Raw genomic sequence first — 22,729 nt, forward strand, 5'->3', positions numbered from 1 at the left:
CCACCATCCTGCCGTGCGCGGCACTCAGTCGGACTTCCACGCTCCCGGGCGGCCGTAGATGTCGCGCAGGTCGAGCAGGTGGCTGCGCATGGCCTCCTCGGCCTGCGCCGCCTCGCCCCGGGCGATGTGCTCGGTGATCGTCGCGTGGCAGGCGTCGACCTCGGCCCAGTGCTCGGCCGCGACGACGTGCCGGTTCAGCCGGGTGCGGAGCACGTCGCCCACCGGCTGGCCCATCATGGTGATCATCAGGTTGCCGGTGGCCATGAGCACCGTGGTGTGGAAGTCCATGTGCTCGACGAACCCGCTGGGGTCGCGCGGGTCCCGCGGTGCCGCCGCCGCGGCGCGCAGCGCCTCGATCGTCTCCGGCGCGGCGCGCTGGGCGGCCAGCCGGGCCGCCGCGGGCTCGAGCAGCAGCCGGGCCTCCAGCAGGTCGGCCATGCCGAGCTGCGGCGTCGCGACCAGCACCCCGAGCGCGCCGCCGACGTCCTCGACCAGGCGGGCGGGGTCCGGCGCGGCGACGAACGAGCCGCCCTGCACCCCGCGCCGGGTGTCGATCAGGTGCTGGCTGGCCAGGACCCGCAGCGCCTCGCGGACCGTGGAGCGGCTCACCCCGAACATGCCGGTCAGCTCGGACTCCGCGGGCAGCCGGGTGCCGGCGGGCAGGGCGCCGCGCATGATCTGCGCGCGCAGCTCGTCGGCCACCTGCCGGTAGGCGGGACGGACCCGCTGGACCCGCAGCCGCGCCGTCGGCGGCCGGTGACCGTCGCGGGGCCGCTCCCCCGCCGGTGCGTCGGTCGGCACGGTGACGCCGTCACGCGGATCCCGGGTCGCACCCATGTTCACGCCGCCGCCCTGTCGTCCACCGTGCCGCGCGTCCCGCGACCCGTTCCAGGGTACCGGTCGGGCGTTGCCCGGGACCATCGCCCGACGGTATAGGTCTGACACATCGGTCGAGCACTTCCAGCAGCTCGTGACCGTTGGAGGGTCTTGATTCTGAAAGTGTCTGATGTTTACCGTGCGGAGGCGGGGTCCGGTCGGCCCCCGCGGACCGGAAGGCGGGCGACGGCGCCCGCCGAGGGGAGTACGCGATGACCGTCGACCCACCCGGTGACCGGCAGGCGGCCGGCGTGCCGCCCGCTCCGGCCCCCGTCACGGACCTGGCCGCCCGGCTCGACCGCATCCCGGTCGCCACCCCGACACACCGCCGCTGGGTGGCGGTGCTCGGTGCGCTGTTCGTCTTCGACCTGGTGGACCTCAACTCCTTCGCCTACGCCGCGCCCGCGCTGCGGGCCGAGTGGGGGCTGTCCATCGGGGAGGTCGGCGCGGTCACCTCGGCCGCGTTCGTCGGGATGTTCGCCGGGGCGATCGTCGGCGGCCGCCTCTCCGACCGCTACGGCCGCCGCCCCGTCCTGCTCGGGGCCGTCCTGTTCTTCTCCGTCTGCTCGCTGCTGAGCGCGCTGAGCTGGGACGCCTGGTCGCTGGGCGTGCTGCGGGTGCTGACCGGGTTCGGGCTGCAGGCCACGACCGGGGTCCTGCTGGTCTGGGTGAGCGAGATGTTCCCGCGCTCGCTGCGGGGCCGGTACCAGGCGCTGCTGCTCGCCGTCGGCCTCGCCGGCATCCCGATCGCCGCGTGGCTGGCGCGGATCGTCGTCCCGCTCGGACCGGGCTCCTGGCGCTGGATCTTCGTCGTGGGCGCGCTCGGCGCGGTCGTCGCCCTCGTCGCCTGGCGGACGGTCCCCGAGTCGGTCCGCTGGCGCTCGGCACAGGGCCGGTCCCCCGACCCCCGCGACGAACGGCTCGTGGCCCGGATGGAGCACGAGGCCCGCGCCCAGCTCGGCACCGACCTGCCCGAACCGGTCCCCGACCCCCCGAGGCCCGAGGGACGGCTGTCGGACCTGCTGCGCGGCGCGACGCTGCGCCGGACCGTGGTCGCCTCGACGGCCTGCGTGTTCCTGATCCTCTCGTTCTACGGTTTCAGCTCCTGGGTGCCGACGCTGCTCGTGGAGCGCGGGTACACCACGGCCGAGAGCCTGACCTTCGCCTCGGTCCTCGCGATCGCCGCCGTGCCCGGGGCGCTGCTCGTGGCGCCGGTGGTGGACCGCTTCGACCGGCGCGCGGTCGTCCTGGTGCTGCAGACCCTCTCCGCGGGCCTGGTGCTCGCCTTCGGCCTGGTCACGCACCCGGTCGCGATCGCGGTGACCGGCTTCCTCGCGGCGATGTTCATGCAGGCGACGGTGCCGGTCCTCTACACCTACATCGCCGAGGTCTTCCCGCTGCACCTGCGCGGCCTGGGCTCCGGCATCGCGAACGGCTCCGGCCGGCTCGCCGGGGTCGCCGGCGGCCTCCTCGTCGCCGCGACCTTCGCCGGCCTCGGCCTCACCGCCGTCTACGTCTACCTCGCCGCGGCGGCACTGCTGCTCGGCCTGGTCATGGCCCTGTTCGGCGAACGCACCACGAACCGCCGCCTCGAGGACATCGAGCGCGGATGACCACCACCCACCGGAAGGACGACACGCACGTGACGATCAAGCAGGGCTGGCAGGGACGCTTCTACGAGGACTTCGAGATCGGCGACGTCTACCAGCACCCGCTGGGCCGGACGATCACCGAGACCGACAACACCTGGTTCACGTTGCTGACCATGAACACCAACCAGGCGCACTTCAACCGCCAGGTCGGCGAGTCCTCGGAGTTCGGCCGGATGCTCGTCGTCTCCCCGCTGACGATCTCCATCGCGATGGGCCAGTCGGTCACCGACACCACCCAGAACGCGTTCGCCAACCTGGGTCTCGACGACCTGAAGCTCACCGCGCCGGTGTTCGCCGGGGACACCATCTGGTCGGAGTCGATCGTGCTGGACAAGCGCGAGTCCTCCTCCCGCCCGACCGCCGGGATCGTCACCGTGCGGACCCGCACCCTGAACCAGGACGCGGTCGAGGTGCTGAGCTTCCGGCGGACCTTCTACGTGCACAAGCGGGAGGTGGGCGGGGCGTCGTCGCTGTTCCCGCAGGCCGCGGAGCCGCTGACGGTGGAGGGCGCGTGACCCGGCGGCCGTTGGAGGACATCCGGATCGTCTCGCTGGAGCAGTACGGCGCCGGCCCGTTCGGGTCGATGCACCTCGCCGAGCTGGGCGCGGAGATCATCAAGATCGAGGACCCGTCGGTCGGCGGTGACGTCGGCCGCGCGATCCCGCCCTACACCGCGCCGGGCGACTCGCTGTTCTTCCAGTCCTTCAACCGGGACAAGTCCTCGGTCACCCTCGACGTGCGCACCCCCGAGGGCCGCGAGGTGTTCCACGACCTGGTCCGCACCGCCGACGCCGTGTTCTCCAACCTGCGCGCCGACGTCCCGGCGACGCTGGGGATCCGCTACGAGGACCTCAAGGAGGTCAACCCGCAGATCGTCTGCTGCTCGCTGACCGGGTTCGGGATGACCGGCCCGCGCTCGGCGGAGCCGGGCTACGACTACGTCCTGCAGGCACTGGCGGGCTGGATGTCGCTGACCGGCGAGCCCGGCGGCGCCCCGCAGAAGACCGGGCCGAGCCTGGTCGACTACTGCGGCGGCTACGTCGCCGCGATCTCGCTGCTGGGCGCGATCCACGGGGCGCGGCGCGACGGCGTCGGCACCGACTGCGACGTCTCGCTCTACGACACCGCGGTGAGCCTGCTCGCCTACCCCGGGACCTGGCACCTGACCGCGGGCTTCGAACCGGTGCGCACCCGGCAGTCGGCCCACCCCTCGCTGGTGCCCTTCCAGGCCTTCGAGGCCTCCGACGGCTGGCTGGTCGTCGGGTGTGCGAAGGAGAAGTTCTGGCAGCGGCTCACCGTCGTGCTGGGCCGCCCGGACCTGGCCGAGGACCCCCGCTTCGCGACCTTCGCCGACCGCAACCTGCACCGCGACGCGCTGCTGCCCGAGCTGGAGGCGCTGTTCCGGACCCGCACGGTCGCGGAGTGGCTCGCCCCGCTCTACGCGGCCTCGGTCCCCTGCGCCCCGGTCCGCGACGTCGCGGGCGCCCTGACCGACCCGCACACCGTCGAGCGCGACCTCGTCGCCGAGACCCCGCACCCCGACTTCGGCCCGGTCCGCACCCTGCGCAGCGCGGTCCGGGTGGGCCCGCCCGGCGCCGACCGGGCCCCGACCCGCGCCGCACCCGTGATGGGTGCCGACACCGACCGCGTCCTGCGCGAGCTGGGCTACGACGACACCAGGATCACCGCGCTCCGGAGCTCCGGCGCGCTGGGGAAGGACTGACATGGACTTCCGGTTCACCGACGAGCAGCGCCTCTACCGGGACACGCTGCGCGCCTTCGTCGACAAGGAGATCGTCCCCGTCGCGCGGGAGTGGGAGCAGTCGGGCCGCTACCCCACCGAGATCGTCGAGGGGATGAAGCAGCTCGGTCTGTTCGGCCTCGCCGTCCCGGAGGAGTACGGCGGCCTGGCCGCCGACACCGTCTCGTTCGCGCTCACCTTCGAGGAGATCTCGCGGGGCTGGATGGGCATCGCCGGCATCCTCGGCAGCCACTCGGTGTCCTGCTTCCTGCTCGCGAACCACGGCACCGAGGAGCAGAAGCAGCGCTACCTCCCCGAGCTCGCGACGGGCGCGCGGCGCACCGGGATCGCGCTGACCGAGCCCGGCGCCGGCACCGACCTGCAGGGCATCCGCACCACCGCCCGCCGCGACGGCGACGACTACGTCATCGACGGCACCAAGATGTGGATCACCAACGCCCGGCACGCCGACCCGCTCCCGGTGCTGGTCAAGACCGACCCGTCGGCCTCGCCCGCGCACAAGGGCATGAGCATCCTGCTCGTCGAGGCGGGCACTCCCGGCTTCGAGGTCACCGCCGACATCGGCAAGCTCGGCTACAAGGGCACCGAGTCCTGCGAGGTCGTGCTCGACGGCGTGCGCGTCCCGTCGTCGCAGCTGCTCGGCGGGGTCGAGGGACGCGGCCTGCAGCAGGCGCTGTCCTCGCTGGAGACCGGGCGGATCAACATCGCCGCCCGCAGCGTCGGGATCGCCCAGCGCGCCTACGACGAGGCCCTGTCCTACGCCCGCGAGCGCGAGGCCTTCGGCAGGCCGATCGGCGACTTCCAGGCCGTCCAGCAGCGGCTCGCCCAGACCGCGGTGCGGCTGCAGGCGGCCCGGCTGATGACCTACTGGGCGGCGTCGCGGATGGACGACGGCGTGCGGATGGACACCGAGTCCGGGATGGCGAAGATCTTCGCCTCCGAGCAGGCCCTGGAGTGCGCGCTCGACGCGATGCGCATCCACGGCGGCTACGGCTACTCCACCGAGTTCGAGGTCGAGCGGCTCTACCGCGACGCCCCGCTCATGTCGATCGGCGAGGGCACCAACGACGTGCTGCGCGGCGTGGTGGCGAAGGCGCTGCTCAGCGGCAAGGCCACCGTCCGGTGAGCACGGCCGACGAGCTGGGCGCACTCGCCGCGCGGCTCGGGTACACCCTCGACCCCGGCCAGGTGACGGCGATGCACGACGCGGTCGCGGGCGCCGAGCCCGCGGTGGCGGCGCTGCGGGCGGCCCCCGTCCCGGCGGCGGCCGCCGACCCGGCGCGGGGCGAGGTGTGGCTCGCCCCGCCCGCCGTCGCCGGGAGCGCCCCCACCGGGCCGGACCCCCGCGCCGCGGAGCTGCGTGCGGAGTGGTCCGGGCGCGCGGCCGGGGCCGCGCAGCGGCTGGAGCGCCTGCACGCCGAGCTGAACTGCACGATCCGGGTGCTGCACGAGCGGGCCCGTGACCACCGCGCGCCCGAGGGGCCGCCCCGGCCGCTGGAGGGCGTGCCGTTCGCGGTCAAGGACGTCATCGACGTCGCCGGGGTGCCGACGACCGGGGCCTCGCGCACCCGCGCGGACGCCGCCCCGGCGGCGGCCTCGGCGACGGTCGTCGCCCGGCTGGAGGCGGTGGGCGCGGTACCGGTGTCCAAGGACGCGACGACCGAGTTCGCCGTCGGCGGGCCGCACCCGCCGCTGACCGGGCCGTGCCGCAACCCGTGGGACCCCGGGCGGTGGGCGGGCGGTTCCTCGACCGGGACCGCGGCCGCGGTCGCCGCCGGCGTCGTCCCGTTCGGGCTCGGGACCGACGTCGGCGGCTCGGTCCGGCTGCCCGCGGCCTGGTGCGGCCTGACCGGGCTGAAGCCCACGGCCGGGGCGGTGCCGCGCACCGGGGTGATGCCGCTGTCCTGGACCACCGAGACGGTCGGCCCGCTGGCCCGCGACGCCCGCACCGTCGGTCTGCTGTTCGGCCTGCTCCGCGGCCCGGACGGCGTCGACCCCCGGGTGCCGCGGCTGCCGCCGCTGCCACCGACGACGGTCCCGGCCGACCTGCGCGGCCTGCGGGTCGCCCGTCCCGGCGGCTACCTCACCGCGCTGTGCGACGCGGCCGTCCGGGCGGGTGTGGACCACCTCGTCGACGTCCTCACCGACGCCGGGGCCACCGTCGTGCCGGGCGAGATCCCGTCGGCCGAGCAGGCGCTGCCCATCGGCTACCAGGTCGTGTTCACCGAGGCCGCCGCGGTGCACCGGGTCGACGCCGACCGCTGGGGCGACTACGACCCGGTGACGGTGCGCCGGATCAGCCAGGGCATCACCACACCGGCCGCCGACCTCCTGCGGGCCCTGCAGTTCCGGGTGCAGCTGCAGGCCGAGCTGGACGCCGTGTTCGCCGGGGCCGACCTGGTCGTCGTCCCCACCACGCCCGCGACCGCGCCGCGGCTGCCGGACTGCACGGTCGTCGTCGACGGGGAGCGGTACCCGCTCTACGCGGCGCAGTCGCGCGCCACGATGCTCGGCAACCTCACCGGGGCGCCCGGGCTGGCCCTGCCGACCGGCCTCGCCCCCGACGGCTGCCCGGTCTCGGCGCTGCTCATCGCCCGTCCGCACGACGAGATCACCGCGCTGCGGGTCGCCGCCCTGTTCCAGGACCGCACCGACCACCACCGGCGCACCCCACCGGTCGCCGACCGGATCACCTGACCGTCCCACTCCGACCCGGAGGTCACCGATGACCACCATCCCGGCCCCGTCCACGACCACCTCGCTGGCCGCCACCGTCGGCGCGTTCGCGGCCCGCGCGACCCTCGACGACGTCCCCGCCGAGGTGCAGGAGCGGGCCCGCCACCTGATCCTCGACGCCGTCGGGCTGGCGTTCGCCTCCACCGCCTACGGCTTCCCGGGGGTCGCCGTGGCGGCCCTGTCGTCCTTCGGGGGCGCGGGCGACCAGCCCGTGCTCGGCCTGCCCGACCGGCTCCCGGCCCGTGACGCCGCGGTGCTCAACGGCGTGCTGATCCACGGCATGGACTTCGACGACACCCACATCCCGGCCGTCACCCACGTCTCCGCCGCGGCGCTGCCCGCCGCGCTCGCCGCGGCCGTCGCCCGCGGGGCGGACACCCGGACGCTGCTCCTGGCCTACGTGCTCGGTGTCGAGGTCTCGGCCCGGGTCGGCATCGGCGGCGCGGGCGGGTTCCACGACGTCGGGTTCCACCCCACCGCGGTGGCCGGGGCGTTCGGGTCCGCCGTCGCCGCCGGGAAGGTCGCGGGCCTGGACGCCGACGGTCTCGCGACGGCGCAGGGCGTCGTCGGCTCGATGAGCTCCGGGCTGCTGGAGTTCCTGGCCGACGGGGCCTGGACCAAGCGGCTGCACCCGGGCTGGGCCGCGATGTCCGGGCTCACCGCGGCCGGGTTCGCCGAGGCGGGCTGGAGCGGGCCGGGCGCGGTCTACGAGGGCCGGTTCGGCCTCTACAACTCCCACCTGGCCGGGCGCGAGACCCGGCCCGGCGCGGTCGGCGAGGGCCTGGGCGGGACCTGGGAGCTGATGCGGACCGCGGTCAAGCCGTACCCGATCTGCCACTTCATCCACGCCTTCGCCGACGCCGCGCTGCTGCTGCGCCCCGAGATCGGCGACACCGCGATCACCGGGATCCGCTGCGCGATCCACCCGGTGCCCGGCAAGGTCGTGTGCGAACCGGCGGAGGCCAAGTGGACCCCCCGCGACGAGTACGACGCCAAGTTCAGCCTCCCCTACGTCGTCGCGACCACGCTGCTGCGCGGCCGCTTCGGGCTGACCGAGCTGTCCGACGCGGCGCTCGCCGACCGCGCCGCGCTCGACCTCGCCCAGAAGGTGCGGGTCACCGACGACCCGGACAGCGCCTTCCCGGCCGCCTACTCCGGCGCGATCGAGATCGAGCTGGCCGACGGCCGGGTCCTGCGCCACCGCGAGCAGGTCAACCGCGGTCACGACGAGCGCCCGCTCACCAACGACGACGTCGTCGCCAAGTTCCGGGAGACGATCGGCACGGTCGCCCCGGCCGCCGTCGCCGACCGGGTGCAGCGCGCGGTGCTGGGGCTCGGCGACGACACCCCGGCCGTGGAGTTCGCCGAGGCCTGCCGTGGCTGACCACCCGGTGCGGGTGGGGGTGTTCCTGACCCACCAGCAGCCCGCCGGGCGGGACCCGCTGCTCGCGCTGGCCGAGCAGCTGTCGCTGGTCCGCACCGCCCGCGACGGCGGCCTGGACTCGGTGTTCGCCGGCCAGCACCACCTGCCGGAGTCGTTCTCGCACATCCAGCCGCTGCCCTGGCTCGCCCGGCTGGCCGCCGAGGCCGGGGACATGCGGATCGGCACCGGCATCCACCTGCTGGCCCTGCACAACCCGGTCGACACCGCCGAGAGCTTCGCCGGCCTCGACGTCGTGACCGGCGGGCGCTCGGTGTTCGGGGTGGGGCTGGGCTACCGCGAGGTCGAGTACGCCGCGTTCGGGATCCCGCCCGGGGACAAGGTCCGCCGGTTCACCGAGAACCTGCGGATCGTCCGCGCGCTGTGGACCGGGGAGCCGGTGCACGCCGACGTGGACTGGTGCCGCCTCGACGGGGTCCGCGCCACCACGCTCCCGGCGGCCGTCCCGCCGGTCTGGATGGCCGCGAACTCCGACGGCGCGGTCCGCCGCGCCGCCCGGCTCGCCGACACCTGGATGATCAACCCGCACGCGACCGCGGCGACCGTGCGCCGTCAGCTGGACCTGTTCCACGCCGAGCGGGCCGCCGCCGGGCGCGGTCCGCTGCCCGAGCTGCCGCTGATGCGCGAGATCTACTGCGCGCCCACCCGGGAGCGGGCCGTCGAGCTGGCCCGGCCGTACCTCGCCGGGAAGTACGAGGTGTACGCGGACTGGGGTCAGGACCGGGTGCTGCCCGGCGCCGAGACCTTCCGCACCGGCTACGACGCGCTGGCCCGCGACCGGTTCGTCGTCGGGACCCCGGAGGACTGCCTGGCCGCGCTGCTGCCCTGGCGCGACGAGGTCGGCGTCGACCACTTCGTGCTCCGGACCGACTGGGCGGGCATGCCGGTCGAGGACGCCCGCGCCTCCCTGGACCTGCTCGCCCGCGAGGTGGCACCGGTGCTGCGTGCCGCCCCCGCCACGACCTCCCGACCGCACCCCCGACCCGAGGAGACCGGACTGTGAAACGAGTGGGAGTCGACGTCGGTGGCACGTTCACCGACATCATGTACTGCGACGACGACGGCGGGGTGGCCGTGCACAAGGTGCCCTCCACCCCGCACGACCCGTCGGTCGCCACCGTCGACGGTGTCCGGGAGCTCTGCGCCCGGCTCGGCGTCGACCTGGCCGAGCTGGACCAGTTCCTGCACGGCACCACGGTGGCCACGAACATCGTCCTGGAGCACGACGGTTCCGAGGTCGGCCTCATCACCACCGAGGGCTTCCGCGACATCCTGCACATCGCGCGGAAGAAGCGGCCGTTCAACTACTCCTCCTACCAGGACCTGCCGTGGCAGAAGTGGCAGCTCGTGCGGCGCCGCCACCGCCGCGTCGTCCCGGAGCGGGTGAACGCCGCCGGGGAGGTCCTCGTGCCGCTCGACGAGGACGCGGCGCGCGAGCAGGTCCGGCTCCTGCGTGACGCCGGGGTCACCGCGGTCGCGGTGTGCTTCCTGCACTCCTACCGCAACCCGGCCCACGAGCAGGCGGTCAAGCGCATCCTCGCCGAGGAGGCGCCGGAGGTGTTCGTCTCGCTGTCCAGCGAGGTGGCACCGCAGTACCGCGAGTACGAGCGGTTCTCCACCACGGCGCTCAACGCCTTCGTCGGCCCGAAGGTGTCGGGCTACATCGACCGGCTCGCGACGACCGTCCGCGACGCCGGCGTGCGCGGTGACGTCGGGCTGATGACCTCGGCCGGTGGCCTGGTGACCGCGCGGCGCGCGGCCGAGAACCCGGTCCTGCTGCTCACCAGCGGTGTGGTCGCGGGGCTGCTCGGCGGCTGCGCGATCGGCAAGGCGTCCGGGTACCCGAGCGTGATCACCCTCGACGTCGGCGGGACCTCCGCGGACGTCGGCGTCGCACCGGACGGCGGGCTGCGGATGAAGCACCTGCTCGACACCCGGATCGGCGACTACCACGCGATGGTCCCGATGGCCGAGGTCGACACCATCGGCGCCGGGGGCGGCTCGATAGCCTTCGTCGACGAGGGCGGGATGTTCCGGGTCGGCCCGCGCAGTGCCGGGGCCTCCCCCGGCCCCGCCTGCTACGCCCGCGGCGGCACCGAGCCGACCAGCACCGACGCCATGGTCGCGCTCGGCTGGCTGCGCGAGGACAGCTTCCTGTCCGGGTCGATGCGGATCGAGCCGCAGCTGGCGGCCAAGGCCATCGGCGAGCACGTCGCCGACCGGCTCGGCACCTCGGTGCACGCGGCCGCGATCGGGATCTTCCGGATCGCCGCGCACGCGATGACCGAGGCGATCAGCCTGCACTCGGTCCGCAAGGGCTACGACCCGCGCGAGTTCTCGCTGGTCGCCGAGGGCGGCGCCGGTCCCCTGTACGCCTGGCACATCGCCGACCAGCTCGGCATCCCGCGGGTGGTCGTCCCGCACCACCCGGGCATCGCCTCGGCGATGGGTCTGCTCGCCACCGACATCCGCTCGGAGATCCCGGCGACGGTGTGGACCTCGACCGACGACCCGGACCTGGAGCGGATCACCGCCGAGTTCGACCGGCTCGCCGGCCAGGCCGTCGAGCAGCTCGGCGCCGACGGCCTCGACCCGGCCGACGTGCTCGTGGAACGCAGCCTGGACTGCCGCTACCTCGGCCAGGGCTACGAGCTGCGGGTCCCCGCCCCGGACGGCCCGATCGACGACGACTGGATCGCCCGGGCCTCGCGCACCTTCCACGAGGTGCACGAGCGGACCTACTCCCAGCGCTTCGACGACAAGCCGGTGCACATCGTCAACGTCCGCGTCACCGCCGTCGGCCGGGTCGGCGAGGTCCCCCTCGCCGAGATCGAGAGCGGCGGACCCGACCCGTCGGCGGCCGTGCGGGCCACGGTCGAGGCGATCTTCTGGGACGCCTCCGGGACGGCGGGCGCCGTGCCCACCACCGTCTACGACCGGGACCGGCTGCGCGCGGGGAACGTCGTCGACGGCCCGGCGATCATCGAGCAGTTCGACTCGACGACGATCGTCGGCCCCGGCCAGCGCGCCGTCGTCGACCGGGTCGGCCATCTCGTCATCTCGACCGGGGCCGCCCGGGAGGACCAGCAGACCGGAGGAGACCCGCGATGACCGCTCTGGACCCCCGCGGGGTGTCGCTGGCCGGGACCGCGCCCGGCACCCACACGACCGTCGAGGTCGACCCGATCACGCTGCGGGTGATCGGCGGCGCGCTGAACTCCATCGCCAAGGAGATGGCGCAGATCCTCTACCGGATGGCGTACTCCAGCCTCATCCGCGAGTCCGAGGACCTCGGGGCCGGCATCTTCGACGTCAACGGCCGCGAGCTGTGCGAGTCCGACTCGACGCCGATGCACTGCGGCTCGATCCCCGCCTACATCCGCGGCATCGACCGGAGGCTGGCCGGCACCTACCGGCCGGGCGACGTCGTCCTGCACAACCACCCGTACCACGGCGCGGCGCACAGCCCGGACTACGGCATCGTCATCCCGATCTTCTTCGGCGGCGTGCACGTCGGGTTCGCCGGCTGCACCGGGCACGTGTCCGACGTCGGCGGCAACTTCCCCGGCCTGTGCATGGACGTCGTCGACGTCTGGGCCGAGGGCAAGCTGCTGGACTCGGCGAAGATCTACGACGGCGGCGTCCGCAACGACGCGCTGATCCAGCACGTCCTGGACAACGTCCGCACCCCGGAGCAGAACCTCGGCGACCTGGAGGCGCTGATCGCCTGCGCCCGGCTCGGCGAGCGCCGGTTCACCGAGCTGCTGGAGCGCTACGGCCTCGACGTCGTGATGTCGGCGGCCGACCGGTGGATGGACTACAGCGAGGAGATGCTGCGGCGCCGGATCCGGGAGCTGCCCGACGGCGAGTACGCCGCGCCGGTGTCCTACCTCGACGACGACGGCAAGAACCGCGACGTGCCGCTCGCCGTCGCCGTCACGGTGCGGGTCGAGGGCGACGAGGTCGTCGTCGACCTGACCGGGTCGAACCCGCAGGTCCCGACGGCGTTCAACGTCCCCTTCGAGGGGTCGGTGCTCCCGACCGTCGCCTCGGCGATCCGGACGCTGCTGCTCGACGAGGCGCTGACCGAGGAGTTCGTGCCGCAGAACGACGGCTGCTTCCGGCCCGCGAAGGCCTACGCGCCCGAGGGCACGCTGTTCAACCCGGACTTCCCGGCGTCGTGCTTCGCCCGGTTCTCCCAGATCAACCGGGTCTTCGACTCGATCAACCTGGCGCTGGCCGACGTGCTGCCCGATTGTGCGGTCGCCGGGTCCTCGGCGGCGCTCTGCGCGATCGCCTACTCCGGGCTGGCCCCGGACGGGCAGTCCTACTGGGTCTACATCGAGATCAACGAGGGGTCCTACGGCGGACGCAACGGCAAGGACGGCCTCGACTGCGTCGACTCGCTGATGGCCAACACCCGCAACAACCCCATCGAGGAGGTCGAGCTCAACCACGCGATGCTCGCCGAGCGCTACGAGCTGCGTGACGAGCCCCCGGCGCCCGGCCGGTGGCGCGGCGGGGTCGGCAGCGTGCGGCAGTGGCGGATGCTCACCGACACCTTCATGGGGACCGAGGCCGACAACCGCACGGACCCGCCCCGGGGCCTCGCCGGTGGGCACGACGGTCTGCCCGGGTCCTTCGTCCGGAACGCGGGCACCGACCGCGAGGAGGTCCTGTACTCCAAGGTGACCCAGGAGCGGTGCGCGGACGGGGACACCCTGGAGATCCGGCTGCCCTCCGGCGGCGGCTACGGCGACCCGTTCGAGCGGGACCCCGCCGCGGTCCTCGACGACGTGCTCGACGACTACCTGTCCGCCGACGACGCCCGTACCCACTACGGCGTGGTGGTCGACGTGGCTGCGGGCACCGTGGACCGGGAGGCCTCGGCCCGGCTGCGCGCGGCGGCCCGGTGACGCGCGGGCGGGCCCCGGCCGGCACCGAGGCCCGCCCGCGCACCCGGGTCAGCGCACCGGGACCGGCCGCCCGGCCCGGTGCAGCAGCGCGACCGCGCGGTCGACGACCGGCTTGTCGACCAGCGCCCCGTCCAGCACGGCGACGGCGCCGGTCTCCGCGGCCGCCACGACCCGGTCCGCCCAGGCCAGCTCCTCCGCCGAGGGGCGGAAGGCCGCGGCGACGCCGGCGACCTGGGCGGGATGGATGCACAGCTTCGCGGTGAGGCCGAGGGCGAGCGCCGCGGCGCTGTCGGCGGCCAGCCGGGCGTCGTCGCGGACGGCGGTCGTGACCCCGTCGACCGGTGCCGTGACCCCGGCGGCGCGGGCGGCCAGGACGAGCTCGCAGCGGGTGTGGCGCAGTGCGACGTCGTCGAGGTGGTCGACGCCGATGTCCACCGCGAGGTCGACACTGCCGAAGGCGGGACGCACGACGCCGGGGGCGGCGCAGATCTCCTCGGCCCGGCGGACCCCGAGCGCGGTCTCGACGACGGGAACGAGCGGGGTGCCCGCGGGCAGCCGCTCGGCCAGCGCGACGAGCTCCGCACCGCTCTCGGCCTTGGGCAGCACCACCGGGCAGCCGAGCGCGGCGACCACGGCGACGTCGTCGTCGAACCAGGGCGTGCCGGTGCCGTTCACCCGCACCGCGGCCCGGCCGCCGGCGGCCAGCCACTCCCGGACCTGCTCCCGCGCGGCGGTCTTGCCCTCGGGCGCGACGGCGTCCTCGAGATCGACGATCACGACGTCGGCACCGCTGGCGACCGCCTTGTCGTAGCGGTCCGGGCGGGAGCCGGGGACGAAGAGGAAGGTGGTCGCGGCATCGATGGCGAGCATCTGTCCATGGTTAATGTCTGATGTTTAACTGTCAACGCCGAACTCCGCGCATCGAGCGCTCTGAGGTGTCGTCGGGAAAACATCTGATGATTCCTTGAAACCGCGGTCGGCGCCGTGCGACGCTCCCTGTGACGCCCCACACGGTCCGCCCCCGGACCGTGCCACCCCGACCGGTCGCCGACGCCCGGCCGGTGTCGTGGCCGCGCCCGCCCCCGCGAGCGCGGCGCGGCGCCGTTCCCGCGCGGTCCGCCCGGGACGACGCCGAGAGGAACCGATGAGGACGCTGGGCAAGGGAGCCGGGCTGACGACCTGCCTCGTCGCCGCGGTCGCGCTGCTGACCGCCTGCACACCCGCACGGGAGGCACCGCCGGACGGGGTCCGGACCCTCGTGGTCGCCGACTCCTACCCGGTGACCCACCCCGCGTCCCGGGACGGGATCGTCCACTTCACCGACCGGGTCCGCGAGCTCACCGGCGGCGCCCTGGACGTCGAGTACTACCCGTCCGAGCAGCTGGGCAAGTCCACCGACTACGTCAAGCTCGTCGCGAGCCGCGCCGTGGACGTCGGCGTCGTGTCGCCGCCCTACCTGTCCGACAAGCTCCCCCTGTCCAACGTCGGCGACCTGCCGGGCCTCAGCGCGGACTCGTGCACCACCGCCCGCGCGGTCGGCGAGCTCACCCGGGAGGGCGGGCTGCTGCACCGCGAGGAGTTCGCGCCCCGCGGGCTGCGGACGCTGTTCGTCGGCGTCGTCCCGCAGTACGAGCTGTTCACCAACGGCCCGGTGACCGACCCGGCGCAGCTCCCCGGCCTGCTCACCCGCTCCCCCGGCGGTGTCGTCGACCAGACGCTGCGCACCCTGGGCGCCACCCCGGTCTCCATCGCCGGACCCGAAGTCTACGAGGCGATGTCCCGCGGCACCGTCGACGCGATGACCCTCCCGCCGATGAGCGCGGTCCCCTTCCGCCTCGACGAGGTCGCCTCGCACGCCACCGAGGGCGCCCCGCTCGGCGGTTTCACCCTCACCTTCGCCATCTCCGAGGCGCTGTGGCAGGAGCTGCCCGAGGCCCACCGCGACGCCATGACCCGGGCCGGCGAGGAGACCTCCCGCCACCTCTGCGCGGTGATGGGCGAGCAGACGGCGCAGGCCCGGTCGACCCTCGAGGACGGGGGCATGACCTTCACCGCGCTGACCGCCGCCCAGCAGCAGCGCTGGCAGGACGCGGTCGCCTCGGTGCGCGCCGACTGGGCCGCGGACATGGAGGCCCGCGGGCGACCCGGCCGCGCCGCGCTGGAGGAGATGGAGGCGGCGCTCGACCGGGCCCGCGACGAGACCCCGGAGGCCGCACGATGAACGCGGGCACGACGAACGCGGGCACGACCCGGCCGGACCCGGTGGACCGCGTACTACGCACGGTCGAGGACGCGGCGGCCGCCGTCGGCCTCACCGGCGTCGTCGTCACGGTCGCGCTGATCGTGATCGACGTGGCCCTGCGCTACCTGGTGGGGGCTCCGCTGTCCTGGTCGGTGGGCTTCGTCGGCGACTACGCGCTGGTGGGACTGTTCTTCCTCGGGCTGTCCTACACGGTCCGCGAGGGCGCCCCACGTCCGGATCGACCTCGTCCACAAGCGCCTGGGACCGGCCGGACGACGCGTGCTGGCGGTCACCGGGTCGGCCCTGACCGCCGGGTTCCTGGCGCTGGTCGGCTACGGCGGGCTGCTACTGACCGCGGGCGCGCTCCGCCACGGCGACGTCCCGCTGGCCGGGGCATCGGAGCTGTCGTGGCCGGTGTGGACCTCGGCGGTGCTGGTGCCGATCGGCGCGGGGCTCGCGGTGCTCCGGTGCCTGCACACGCTGGTCCACGACCTGCGCGGCCCCGCGCCCGCCGCCCCCGCCACCCCCCTCACCTCGGCCGCGGAGGAGATCGCCTGATGGTGCTCGCCGGAGTCCTCGTCCTGCTGTTCGTCCTGCTGCTGGCCCGGGTACCGGTCGGTGTCGCGATCGGGGTGAGCGCCGTCGTCGGGCTGCTCGCCCACGGCGGCCCGTCCGCCGCCGTCGGCTTCCTGGAGACCACCCCGTACGCGGCGGTCTCGACCTACACCCTCGCGGCGATCCCGCTGTTCATCCTCATGGCCCAGCTGGTGCTCAAGAGCGGGGTCACGACCGAGCTGTTCGCCGCGGCCCGGGTGTGGGTCGGACGGGTCCCGGCGGGTCTGGGCGTCGCCACGACGACGACCGGCGCCACCTTCGCCGCGGTCTCCGGGTCGAGCACCGCGGCCGCGGCCGCCCTGGCCTCGACGACCATCCCGGAGATGGAGCGCGAACGCTACGACGGCCGGCTCGCGAACGGCCTGGTCGCCGTCGTCGGCACGCTCGCCGCCATGGTGCCGCCCAGCATCATCCTGGTGTTCTACGCGATCCTGGCCGAGGTCAGCGTGGGCCAGATGCTCGTCGCGGGCCTGGTGCCCGGGCTGCTCGTCACGGTGACGATCATCGTCACGACGCTGTTCCTGGTGCACCGCAAGCCCGCGCTGGCGCCGGCCGGCCGCCGGTACAGCCTGGCCGAGAAGCTGCGGACGGTCCCCGTCCTCGGCCCCGTCGCGCTGCTGTTCCTGCTGGTCGTCGGCTCGATCTACCTGGGGCTGACGACGCCGACCGAGTCGGCGGGCCTCGGTGTCGCCGGTGCGCTGGTCATCGGGCTGGCCCGGCGGCGGCTCGACCTCGCCCGGATCCGCGACGCGCTCGTCGAGACCCTCACCTCGACCGCGATGATCCTGCTGATCATCGCCTCGGCGTACCTGTTCGGCTACTTCATGACGCTGACCCGGATCACCGGGACCCTCGTCGACGCGATCGCCGGCGTCGCCGCGCCGCCGCTGGCGATCTTCGCCCTGATCGCGCTGGTCTACCTCGTGCTCGGGGCGTTCCTCGACCAGCTCGCGATCCTCGCGCTCACCGTCCCGGTCGTGCTGCCGGTGGTCGAGCAGCTGGGCTACGACCCGATCTGGTTCGGGGTGATGGTCATCCTGCTGGCCGAGATCGGCCTGGTCACCCCGCCGCTGGGGATGAACGTGTTCATCGTGTCGAAGGCGACCGGACGCCCGGCCGAGGAGATCTTCGTCGGGGTCCTGCCCTACGTGGCGGCGCTGCTCGTGCTCGTGGCCGTGCTCGCCGCGCTGCCCGGTGTGGTGCTGTGGCTGCCCGAGACGATGGGCGGGTGAGCCGGGTTCAGCCGCGCCAGCGCCGCTCGTAGCGCTCCCGGGCCGCGTCCCGCTGCCCCGCGTCGGCCTGCTCCCGCACGGCGGCCGCGTGCCCCACGGGGTACCCGGCCTTCGCGACGCGGTGCTCGGCGGACTCGTACATGTAGGCCACCGAGTAGAAGTAGCCGAGGATCGCCCCGGCCAGCACCGACAGCGCCCGGACGTACACGGGGCCCGGGATGAGCAGGAACAGCAGCACCCCGACCGGCAGCAGCTGGACGGTGGTGCGGACGAGGTGACGCAGCTGCCAGGTCCGGGTCGTGACGTCGTGCAGCACCCAGCCGCGGTGCCGGGCGGGCAGCCCGGCGCCGTAGGCGTAGGCCAGCCACCGCAACGGGTTCGGCCGCTCGTCCACTGTTGGTCCCCCAATTCTTGGTGCACCAACAATGTACGATGGCCACCATGTCGAGCGCAGCCCCGGGGGACGGTGACACGGGTGACGGTGACGCGGCCGCCGGCGCCCCGGGTGGGGACCTGCTGCGGCTCGACCGGCAGGTCTGCTTCGCCCTCGCCGTCGCGGCCCGCAACGTCATCGCGCTCTACCGGCCGCTGCTCGAGCCGATGGGCCTGACCCACCCGCAGTACCTGGTGATGCTCGCGCTGTGGGAGGACTCCCCCCGCTCGCTGGGTGAGCTGGCCCGCGCGCTCGCCCTCGACCCGGGCACGCTGTCGCCGCTGCTCAAGCGGCTGGAGGCGGCCGGCCTGGTCGACCGCCGCCGGGTCCCCGGCGACGAGCGGACGATGGCGGTCTCCCTGACCGGCGCCGGCCGGGCGCTGCGGGCGCGGGCCGAGTCGATCCCGCCGGCGATCGTGGAGCGGCTCGGGATGCCGCTGCCCGAGCTGGAGGAGCTGCGGGCGGTGCTGGACCGGGTGATCGACGCGTCGCGGAGCTGAGCCCGGCCTGCTCCCGGACCGGTCCGGTCCGGGAGCAGGAGCTCAGGCGCCGACGGTGGCGTCGGCCCGGTCGACGGCCGCCCGCAGCTCGCGCAGGCGCGGCAGCGCCCGGTGGGTCAGCAGGTCCTCGCGCACCGCGGAGGCGACCGAGAGGGCGTCCTTCCACAACGACCGTCCGGCCATCGCGCCACTGGCGCCGTGGGCCACCGCGGTGCGGACCTGCCCGATGAAGGTGCTGTGGTCGACACCGGCCGACAGGACGGCCCACGGGACGCCCGCCGCGGCCTCGGTGACCGCGGCGCAGGCCTCCGCCGAGCCGGGGTAGGGCAGCTTGAGGACCTTGGCGCCGGCCTCGACCGAGAGTCGGGCGGCGTCGGCGACGAGCTGCGGGAAGCGCTCGGCGTACTGCTCGTCGGTCTCCCCCTCCAGCCGGTAGAGCAGGATCTCGACGATCAGCAGGACGCCCTCGGCGGTGCAGGCCTCGACCAGCTCGCGGATCCCGCGGACCACGTCGGAGTCGGAGCCCTGCCGGTCGGGGCGCAGGTACCAGAGCATCTTCGCGGCGTCGCCGCCCAGGTCGCGCACGGTCCGCGGGGTCACGCCCGCGCTGAACCGGGTGTGGCGCAGGCCGTCGACGGTCTCGTAGCCCGAGGCGTCCATCCCGACGACGAGCGCGGTGCCCGAGGCGTCGAGCGTGCCGTCGTCGACGAGCTGCGGCAGCGCCACCTCGGGGTCGAGCAGGATGGCCGGGCCGTGGCTCGCGAGGTGGCGGACGAGGTCGCCCTTGGCCTGCGCGAGCTCCTCGCGGCTGATGGACTCCGGGCCGTCGGGGGCGTCCTGCATGACGGCCTTCATGCTGTTGCGCTGGTCGGCGGCGACGATGAGCATGTGGCCGTCGGCGGTGCTGATGCGCGCCATCGCGCGCTTCTCGAGGGTCGTCAGCTCGTTCACGGTGATCCTTCTCCTGGGTGGGCGGGTTCGTGGGACGGGGTCGCGCCGACGCCGACGGCGCGCGGCGGGCCCCAGTCGGCCAGCACGGCCGCGAGGCCGGTCTGGTCGGTGGCGCCGGTGGCGGCCAGCGCACCGAGCGCCGCCGCACCGCGGCACCCGGGCAGCGCGACGGAGGAGAACTCCAGACGCGGCAGTACGTCGTGCTTGAGGGCGCGCACGCTGGCCATCCGCGTCCAGCCGCCGACACAGAGCGCCGAGACGTGCGGTCCGACGGCCGAGGTGACGAGGTCCAGCAGGGCCGAGGTCCGTTCTCCGACGTGGTGCAGGGCGGCGGCCAGGAGCTCGGCGGGGTCCGCCTCCCGGGTCAGGACGATCTGCACGTCGTCGCTGCCGCGGCCGCCCGCCCGCACCGTGACGCCCGGGACGGGGCGGGGCACCCGCGCGGCGGCGGCGTCGACGGCGTCGCGGCGGTCGCCCTCGGTGGCGCCGGCCAGCGACAGGATGCGGCGCAGGATGACCCCGGCGCTGACACCGCAGAGCACGGCGCTGAGCCCGTCGACCACGTGCGCACCCACCGACACGCCCGCGTCCGCGAGCCGGGCGCGGTCGGCCGGGGAGACCGGGGTGGCCGCCGAGCGCAGCAGGACGTCCGCGGTGCCCGCCCCGTTGAACAGGTGCTCCGGGTCGGTGGCGCCGGCCCCGAGGGCCGCGACGGGGTGGTCGTGCCCGGCGACGGTGAGCACCGCGCCGCGCAGCCGGGCGTCGACGTCGGTCCGGGTGATCCGCCCGGCGCCGGTGCCGGCGGGGCGCAGCGGGGGCAGCAGTGTGGGGGGCAGGCCCAGCGCGTCGGCGACGTGGTCGGCGGGTGCGAGCCGGGCGGTGTCGAGCAGCCCGGTCCGCGAGGCCAGCGACGGCTCGGCCACACGCTCGCCGCCCAGGGCGGCGACCACGTGCTCCGGCACGCTCAGCCAGGTCGACGACGGCGTGACGCGCCACCCGTGCCCGAGCCCCCAGGCCAGGGAGGCGGCGCTGGGCTGGGCGTCGGCGCGCAGCCCGGTGGCGGCGGTGAACGCCTCCCGGACCGGCGCCGGCAGCGCGGCCATCTGCGCGCCGCCGCGGGGGTCGTACCAGGCGACGACGGGTGCCGCCTCCGCCCCGGTGCCGTCGAGCAGGACGCCGCTCTCGGCCATGCCCGTGACGCCGAGGGACAGCACCGGCCCCCGTTCGGGCGGCAGCCCGGCGAGCAGGCCGTGGAGCACGGCGAGCACCCGGTCCACCAGGGCCGCGCCGGTCGTCTCACTCTCCCCGGTCCGCGACACGCGCCACGGGGTGTCGGCGCTGTACCGGCCCAGTGCGGTGCCCCGGTCGTCGTAGGCCACGGCCTTGGTCTGGGTCGAGCCGACGTCGAGCCCGATGTGCATGCCGTTCGCCATGCCCGTTCCCTCCTGGACGTATCGGTGGTGCTGAGCGGTGCTCACGGTCATGTCATCGGTGTCATGCACGCCACTGCGGCATCACCGGCCTCCCACGGTCGGGAGGGGGTACCGGTCGCTCAGCGGCAGCTGTAGCCGCCGTCGACCGGGAGCGACACGCCGGTGATCATCGAGGCGCCGTCGCCGAGCAGGAAGACGATGGGCGCGGCGATCTCGTCCTCGGTGGCCCAGCGGTGCAGCGGCATGGCCTCGAGGAACGGGGGCCCGACGTCCTCGCGGCCCCAGTACCAGGCCGACATCGGCGTCATGACGACGGTCGGGTTCACGCTGTTGACCCGGATCCCGTACCGGCCCAGCTCCAGGGCCGACACACGGGTGATGTTGTCCAGCGCCGCCTTGGACGAACCGTAGGAGACGTGCCCGGGCAGTGCCACGAGGCTCGCCTGGCTGGAGACGTTGACGATGGAGCCGCCCCGCCCGAGGCGGACCATCGACCGCGCGGCGTACTTGGTGACCAGCAGCGCGCCCCGCGCGTTGACGCTGATGACCTTGTCGAAGACCGCGATGTCGGTGTCCAGGGGCGTCGCGATCTCCCCGCCGACGCCGCCGCAGTTGACCACCCCCCAGAGGTCCAGCTCCTCCAGTGCCCCCCGGACCTCGTCCTCGGACTCGAGGTCGAAGGCCAGCGGGCGGGCACCGGTCGCGGCGACGATGTCGGCCAGGCCCGCCTCGTCGCGGCCGGCGGCGACGACGTCGGCACCGGCGGCGACCAGCCGGCGCACGGTGGCTCCCCCGATCCCGCCGGCGGCTCCGGTGACCAGGACGGTGCGGCCGTCGACGTCGGACATGGTGGTGGGTTCCTCTCGGGTGGCGTCGGCCCGGACGGGCGGGGATGGAGCCCCTCCGCGGGCCCGAGGACTCCGGGCCCGCGGAGGGAGGCGGGTCAGCCGGAGCAGTCCGACTTGTAGACGGCCGCCTGGCTGGCGGGCGAGTCGAGGTTCTGCGCGGTGATGATCGTGAAGTCGGTCTGGATCTTCGCCTCGGTCGGCTTGCCCTCGATCGCGTCGACCGCCTGCTGCACGCCGTCGGTGCCGATGGTTCCCGGCTGCTGGGCGATGAGCGCCTGGATCGTGCCCTCCTGCAGCGCCTTGACCTGGTCCGGTCCGGCGTCGAACCCGACGATCTTGACCGCGCCCTGCTTGCCCGCCTGGCGGACGCCGGTGGCGGCCCCCTCGGCGCCGAACAGGTTGGTCGCGAAGACGCCGACGATGTCGGGGTCCTTCTGCAGTGCGGCGGTCACCAGCTGCGCGGCCTTCGCGACGTCGTTCTGGGCGTACTGCACGCCGAGGTCGGTGTAGGCGGCGTCCTTCTTCGCGGCCTCGGCGAAGCCGGCGGTCCGCGCGTCGGAGGTGCTGATGCCGGGCTGGTTGTCGATCACCAGGACCTTGCCGCCGCCGGGGGCCAGCTGCTTGATCGCATCGAAGGCCGCCGCGCCACCGCCGAGGTTGTTCGACGAGATCTGCGAGGACACCTTCGCGGTGTCGTTCAGCGTGGTGTCGACGAGCACGACCTTGATGCCGGCGGCGATGGCCTGGTCGATCGGCTGCTGCATGGCGCTGACGTCGGTGGGCGCGATCATGATCGCGTCCGGCCGGGCGGCGATCGCCGAGGACAGGATCGGCGTCTGCAGGGTGGGGTCGAACTTCTGCGGGCCCTGGGTGTCGAGCGAGACGCCCAGCGTGCGGGCCTCCTGCTCGGCGGCGCACTGCATGGAGATGTAGAAGTTGTCACCCGCCACGCCCTGGATGAAGGTGATCTTCTTGGCGTCCCCGCCGGTGCTCCCGGCGGGGGCGTTGCCCTCCGCCGCACCGCAGGCGCTCAGCGAGGCGACGAGAGCCGCGGCCAGGCCGACGGAGAGAACGACATTGTTCCTGCGCACT

Annotated in this window: 19 protein-coding genes and 1 pseudogene; 13 read left to right on the forward strand and 7 right to left on the reverse strand. The window is 74.4% G+C overall.

Annotated elements, in window-relative coordinates:
• Positions 1 to 24: 24 nt before the first annotated feature.
• Positions 25 to 837: a FadR/GntR family transcriptional regulator gene (locus DMP17_RS37410; RefSeq protein WP_226366373.1), complete on the reverse strand. Its 813-nt coding sequence runs from the start codon at positions 835 to 837 to the stop codon at positions 25 to 27.
• Positions 838 to 1,088: 251 nt separating this feature from the next.
• On the opposite strand from DMP17_RS37410, the gene DMP17_RS37415 reads away from it, so the two are divergent.
• The 9 genes from DMP17_RS37415 to DMP17_RS37455 are packed head-to-tail and all read left to right on the forward strand — an operon-like array spanning position 1,089 to position 13,383.
• The gene (locus DMP17_RS37415) at positions 1,089 to 2,489 is read left to right on the forward strand and encodes an MFS transporter (protein ID WP_226358008.1); all 1,401 of its coding nucleotides are present in this window, start codon (positions 1,089 to 1,091) and stop codon (positions 2,487 to 2,489) included.
• Positions 2,486 to 3,043, forward strand: a complete 558-nt coding sequence (locus tag DMP17_RS37420; protein WP_226358009.1) for a MaoC family dehydratase — start codon at positions 2,486 to 2,488, stop codon at positions 3,041 to 3,043. Before DMP17_RS37415 ends, DMP17_RS37420 begins: the two co-directional genes overlap by 4 nt.
• A complete protein-coding gene (locus tag DMP17_RS37425; RefSeq protein WP_226358010.1) occupies positions 3,040 to 4,251 on the forward strand; it encodes a CaiB/BaiF CoA transferase family protein in 1,212 nt (403 codons plus the stop codon). The genes DMP17_RS37420 and DMP17_RS37425 overlap by 4 nt, the downstream gene beginning before the upstream one ends.
• Position 4,252: 1 nt before the next feature.
• Positions 4,253 to 5,416 carry an acyl-CoA dehydrogenase family protein gene (locus DMP17_RS37430; protein WP_226358011.1) on the forward strand — a complete coding sequence of 388 codons (1,164 nt, stop codon included), beginning with the start codon at positions 4,253 to 4,255 and terminating at the stop codon, positions 5,414 to 5,416.
• Positions 5,413 to 6,987 carry an amidase gene (locus DMP17_RS37435; RefSeq protein WP_337831986.1) on the forward strand — a complete coding sequence of 525 codons (1,575 nt, stop codon included), beginning with the start codon at positions 5,413 to 5,415 and terminating at the stop codon, positions 6,985 to 6,987. Before DMP17_RS37430 ends, DMP17_RS37435 begins: the two co-directional genes overlap by 4 nt.
• A gap of 28 nt (positions 6,988 to 7,015) precedes the next feature.
• Positions 7,016 to 8,410: an MmgE/PrpD family protein gene (locus DMP17_RS37440; protein ID WP_226366375.1), complete on the forward strand. Its 1,395-nt coding sequence runs from the start codon at positions 7,016 to 7,018 to the stop codon at positions 8,408 to 8,410.
• Positions 8,403 to 9,470, forward strand: a complete 1,068-nt coding sequence (locus DMP17_RS37445) for an LLM class flavin-dependent oxidoreductase (RefSeq protein ID WP_226366376.1) — start codon at positions 8,403 to 8,405, stop codon at positions 9,468 to 9,470. The genes DMP17_RS37440 and DMP17_RS37445 overlap by 8 nt, the downstream gene beginning before the upstream one ends.
• Positions 9,467 to 11,578, forward strand: coding sequence for a hydantoinase/oxoprolinase family protein (locus DMP17_RS37450; RefSeq protein WP_337831987.1), 2,112 nt, complete (start codon positions 9,467 to 9,469; stop codon positions 11,576 to 11,578). The genes DMP17_RS37445 and DMP17_RS37450 overlap by 4 nt, the downstream gene beginning before the upstream one ends.
• Positions 11,575 to 13,383: a hydantoinase B/oxoprolinase family protein gene (locus DMP17_RS37455; RefSeq protein ID WP_337831988.1), complete on the forward strand. Its 1,809-nt coding sequence runs from the start codon at positions 11,575 to 11,577 to the stop codon at positions 13,381 to 13,383. The genes DMP17_RS37450 and DMP17_RS37455 overlap by 4 nt, the downstream gene beginning before the upstream one ends.
• Before the next feature lie 48 nt (positions 13,384 to 13,431).
• On the opposite strand, the gene DMP17_RS37460 is transcribed toward DMP17_RS37455, so the two are convergent.
• Positions 13,432 to 14,253 (reverse strand): HpcH/HpaI aldolase/citrate lyase family protein, encoded by an 822-nt coding sequence (locus tag DMP17_RS37460; protein WP_226358017.1) that lies wholly within the window; start codon positions 14,251 to 14,253, stop codon positions 13,432 to 13,434.
• A gap of 274 nt (positions 14,254 to 14,527) precedes the next feature.
• Here DMP17_RS37460 and DMP17_RS37465 point away from each other — a divergent pair, with 274 nt between their 5' ends.
• The 3 genes and pseudogenes from DMP17_RS37465 (at position 14,528) to DMP17_RS37475 (ending at position 17,472) form a co-directional block, all read left to right on the forward strand.
• Complete coding sequence (locus DMP17_RS37465; protein ID WP_337831989.1) at positions 14,528 to 15,604, forward strand: TRAP transporter substrate-binding protein; 1,077 nt, start codon at positions 14,528 to 14,530, stop codon at positions 15,602 to 15,604.
• Between the two features lie 231 nt (positions 15,605 to 15,835).
• A pseudogene (locus tag DMP17_RS37470) lies at positions 15,836 to 16,183 on the forward strand (TRAP transporter small permease); the annotation flags it as partial.
• Positions 16,183 to 17,472: a TRAP transporter large permease gene (locus DMP17_RS37475; protein ID WP_337831990.1), complete on the forward strand. Its 1,290-nt coding sequence runs from the start codon at positions 16,183 to 16,185 to the stop codon at positions 17,470 to 17,472. The pseudogene DMP17_RS37470 and the gene DMP17_RS37475, both read left to right, overlap by 1 nt.
• A 7-nt stretch (positions 17,473 to 17,479) precedes the next feature.
• On the opposite strand, the gene DMP17_RS37480 is transcribed toward DMP17_RS37475, so the two are convergent.
• Positions 17,480 to 17,866, reverse strand: coding sequence for a DUF5313 family protein (locus DMP17_RS37480; protein ID WP_337831991.1), 387 nt, complete (start codon positions 17,864 to 17,866; stop codon positions 17,480 to 17,482).
• Between the two features lie 47 nt (positions 17,867 to 17,913).
• Here DMP17_RS37480 and DMP17_RS37485 point away from each other — a divergent pair, with 47 nt between their 5' ends.
• Positions 17,914 to 18,405 carry a MarR family winged helix-turn-helix transcriptional regulator gene (locus DMP17_RS37485; protein WP_337831992.1) on the forward strand — a complete coding sequence of 164 codons (492 nt, stop codon included), beginning with the start codon at positions 17,914 to 17,916 and terminating at the stop codon, positions 18,403 to 18,405.
• Positions 18,406 to 18,447: 42 nt separating this feature from the next.
• Here DMP17_RS37485 and DMP17_RS37490 read toward each other — a convergent pair whose 3' ends face one another.
• The 4 genes from DMP17_RS37490 to DMP17_RS37505 all read right to left on the reverse strand — a co-directional run bounded on the left by DMP17_RS37490 (position 18,448) and on the right by DMP17_RS37505 (position 22,728).
• A complete protein-coding gene (locus DMP17_RS37490) occupies positions 18,448 to 19,356 on the reverse strand; it encodes a tagatose-bisphosphate aldolase (protein WP_337831993.1) in 909 nt (302 codons plus the stop codon).
• A complete protein-coding gene (locus DMP17_RS37495; RefSeq protein WP_337831994.1) occupies positions 19,353 to 20,789 on the reverse strand; it encodes an FGGY family carbohydrate kinase in 1,437 nt (478 codons plus the stop codon). The genes DMP17_RS37490 and DMP17_RS37495 overlap by 4 nt, the downstream gene beginning before the upstream one ends.
• A gap of 119 nt (positions 20,790 to 20,908) precedes the next feature.
• On the reverse strand, positions 20,909 to 21,637 hold the full coding sequence (locus DMP17_RS37500) for an SDR family oxidoreductase (RefSeq protein WP_226350604.1): 729 nt from the start codon (positions 21,635 to 21,637) through the stop codon (positions 20,909 to 20,911).
• A gap of 95 nt (positions 21,638 to 21,732) precedes the next feature.
• On the reverse strand, positions 21,733 to 22,728 hold the full coding sequence (locus tag DMP17_RS37505; protein WP_337831995.1) for an ABC transporter substrate-binding protein: 996 nt from the start codon (positions 22,726 to 22,728) through the stop codon (positions 21,733 to 21,735).
• Position 22,729: the final 1 nt, after the last annotated feature.

Source organism: Pseudonocardia sp. TMWB2A (assembly GCF_017312135.1).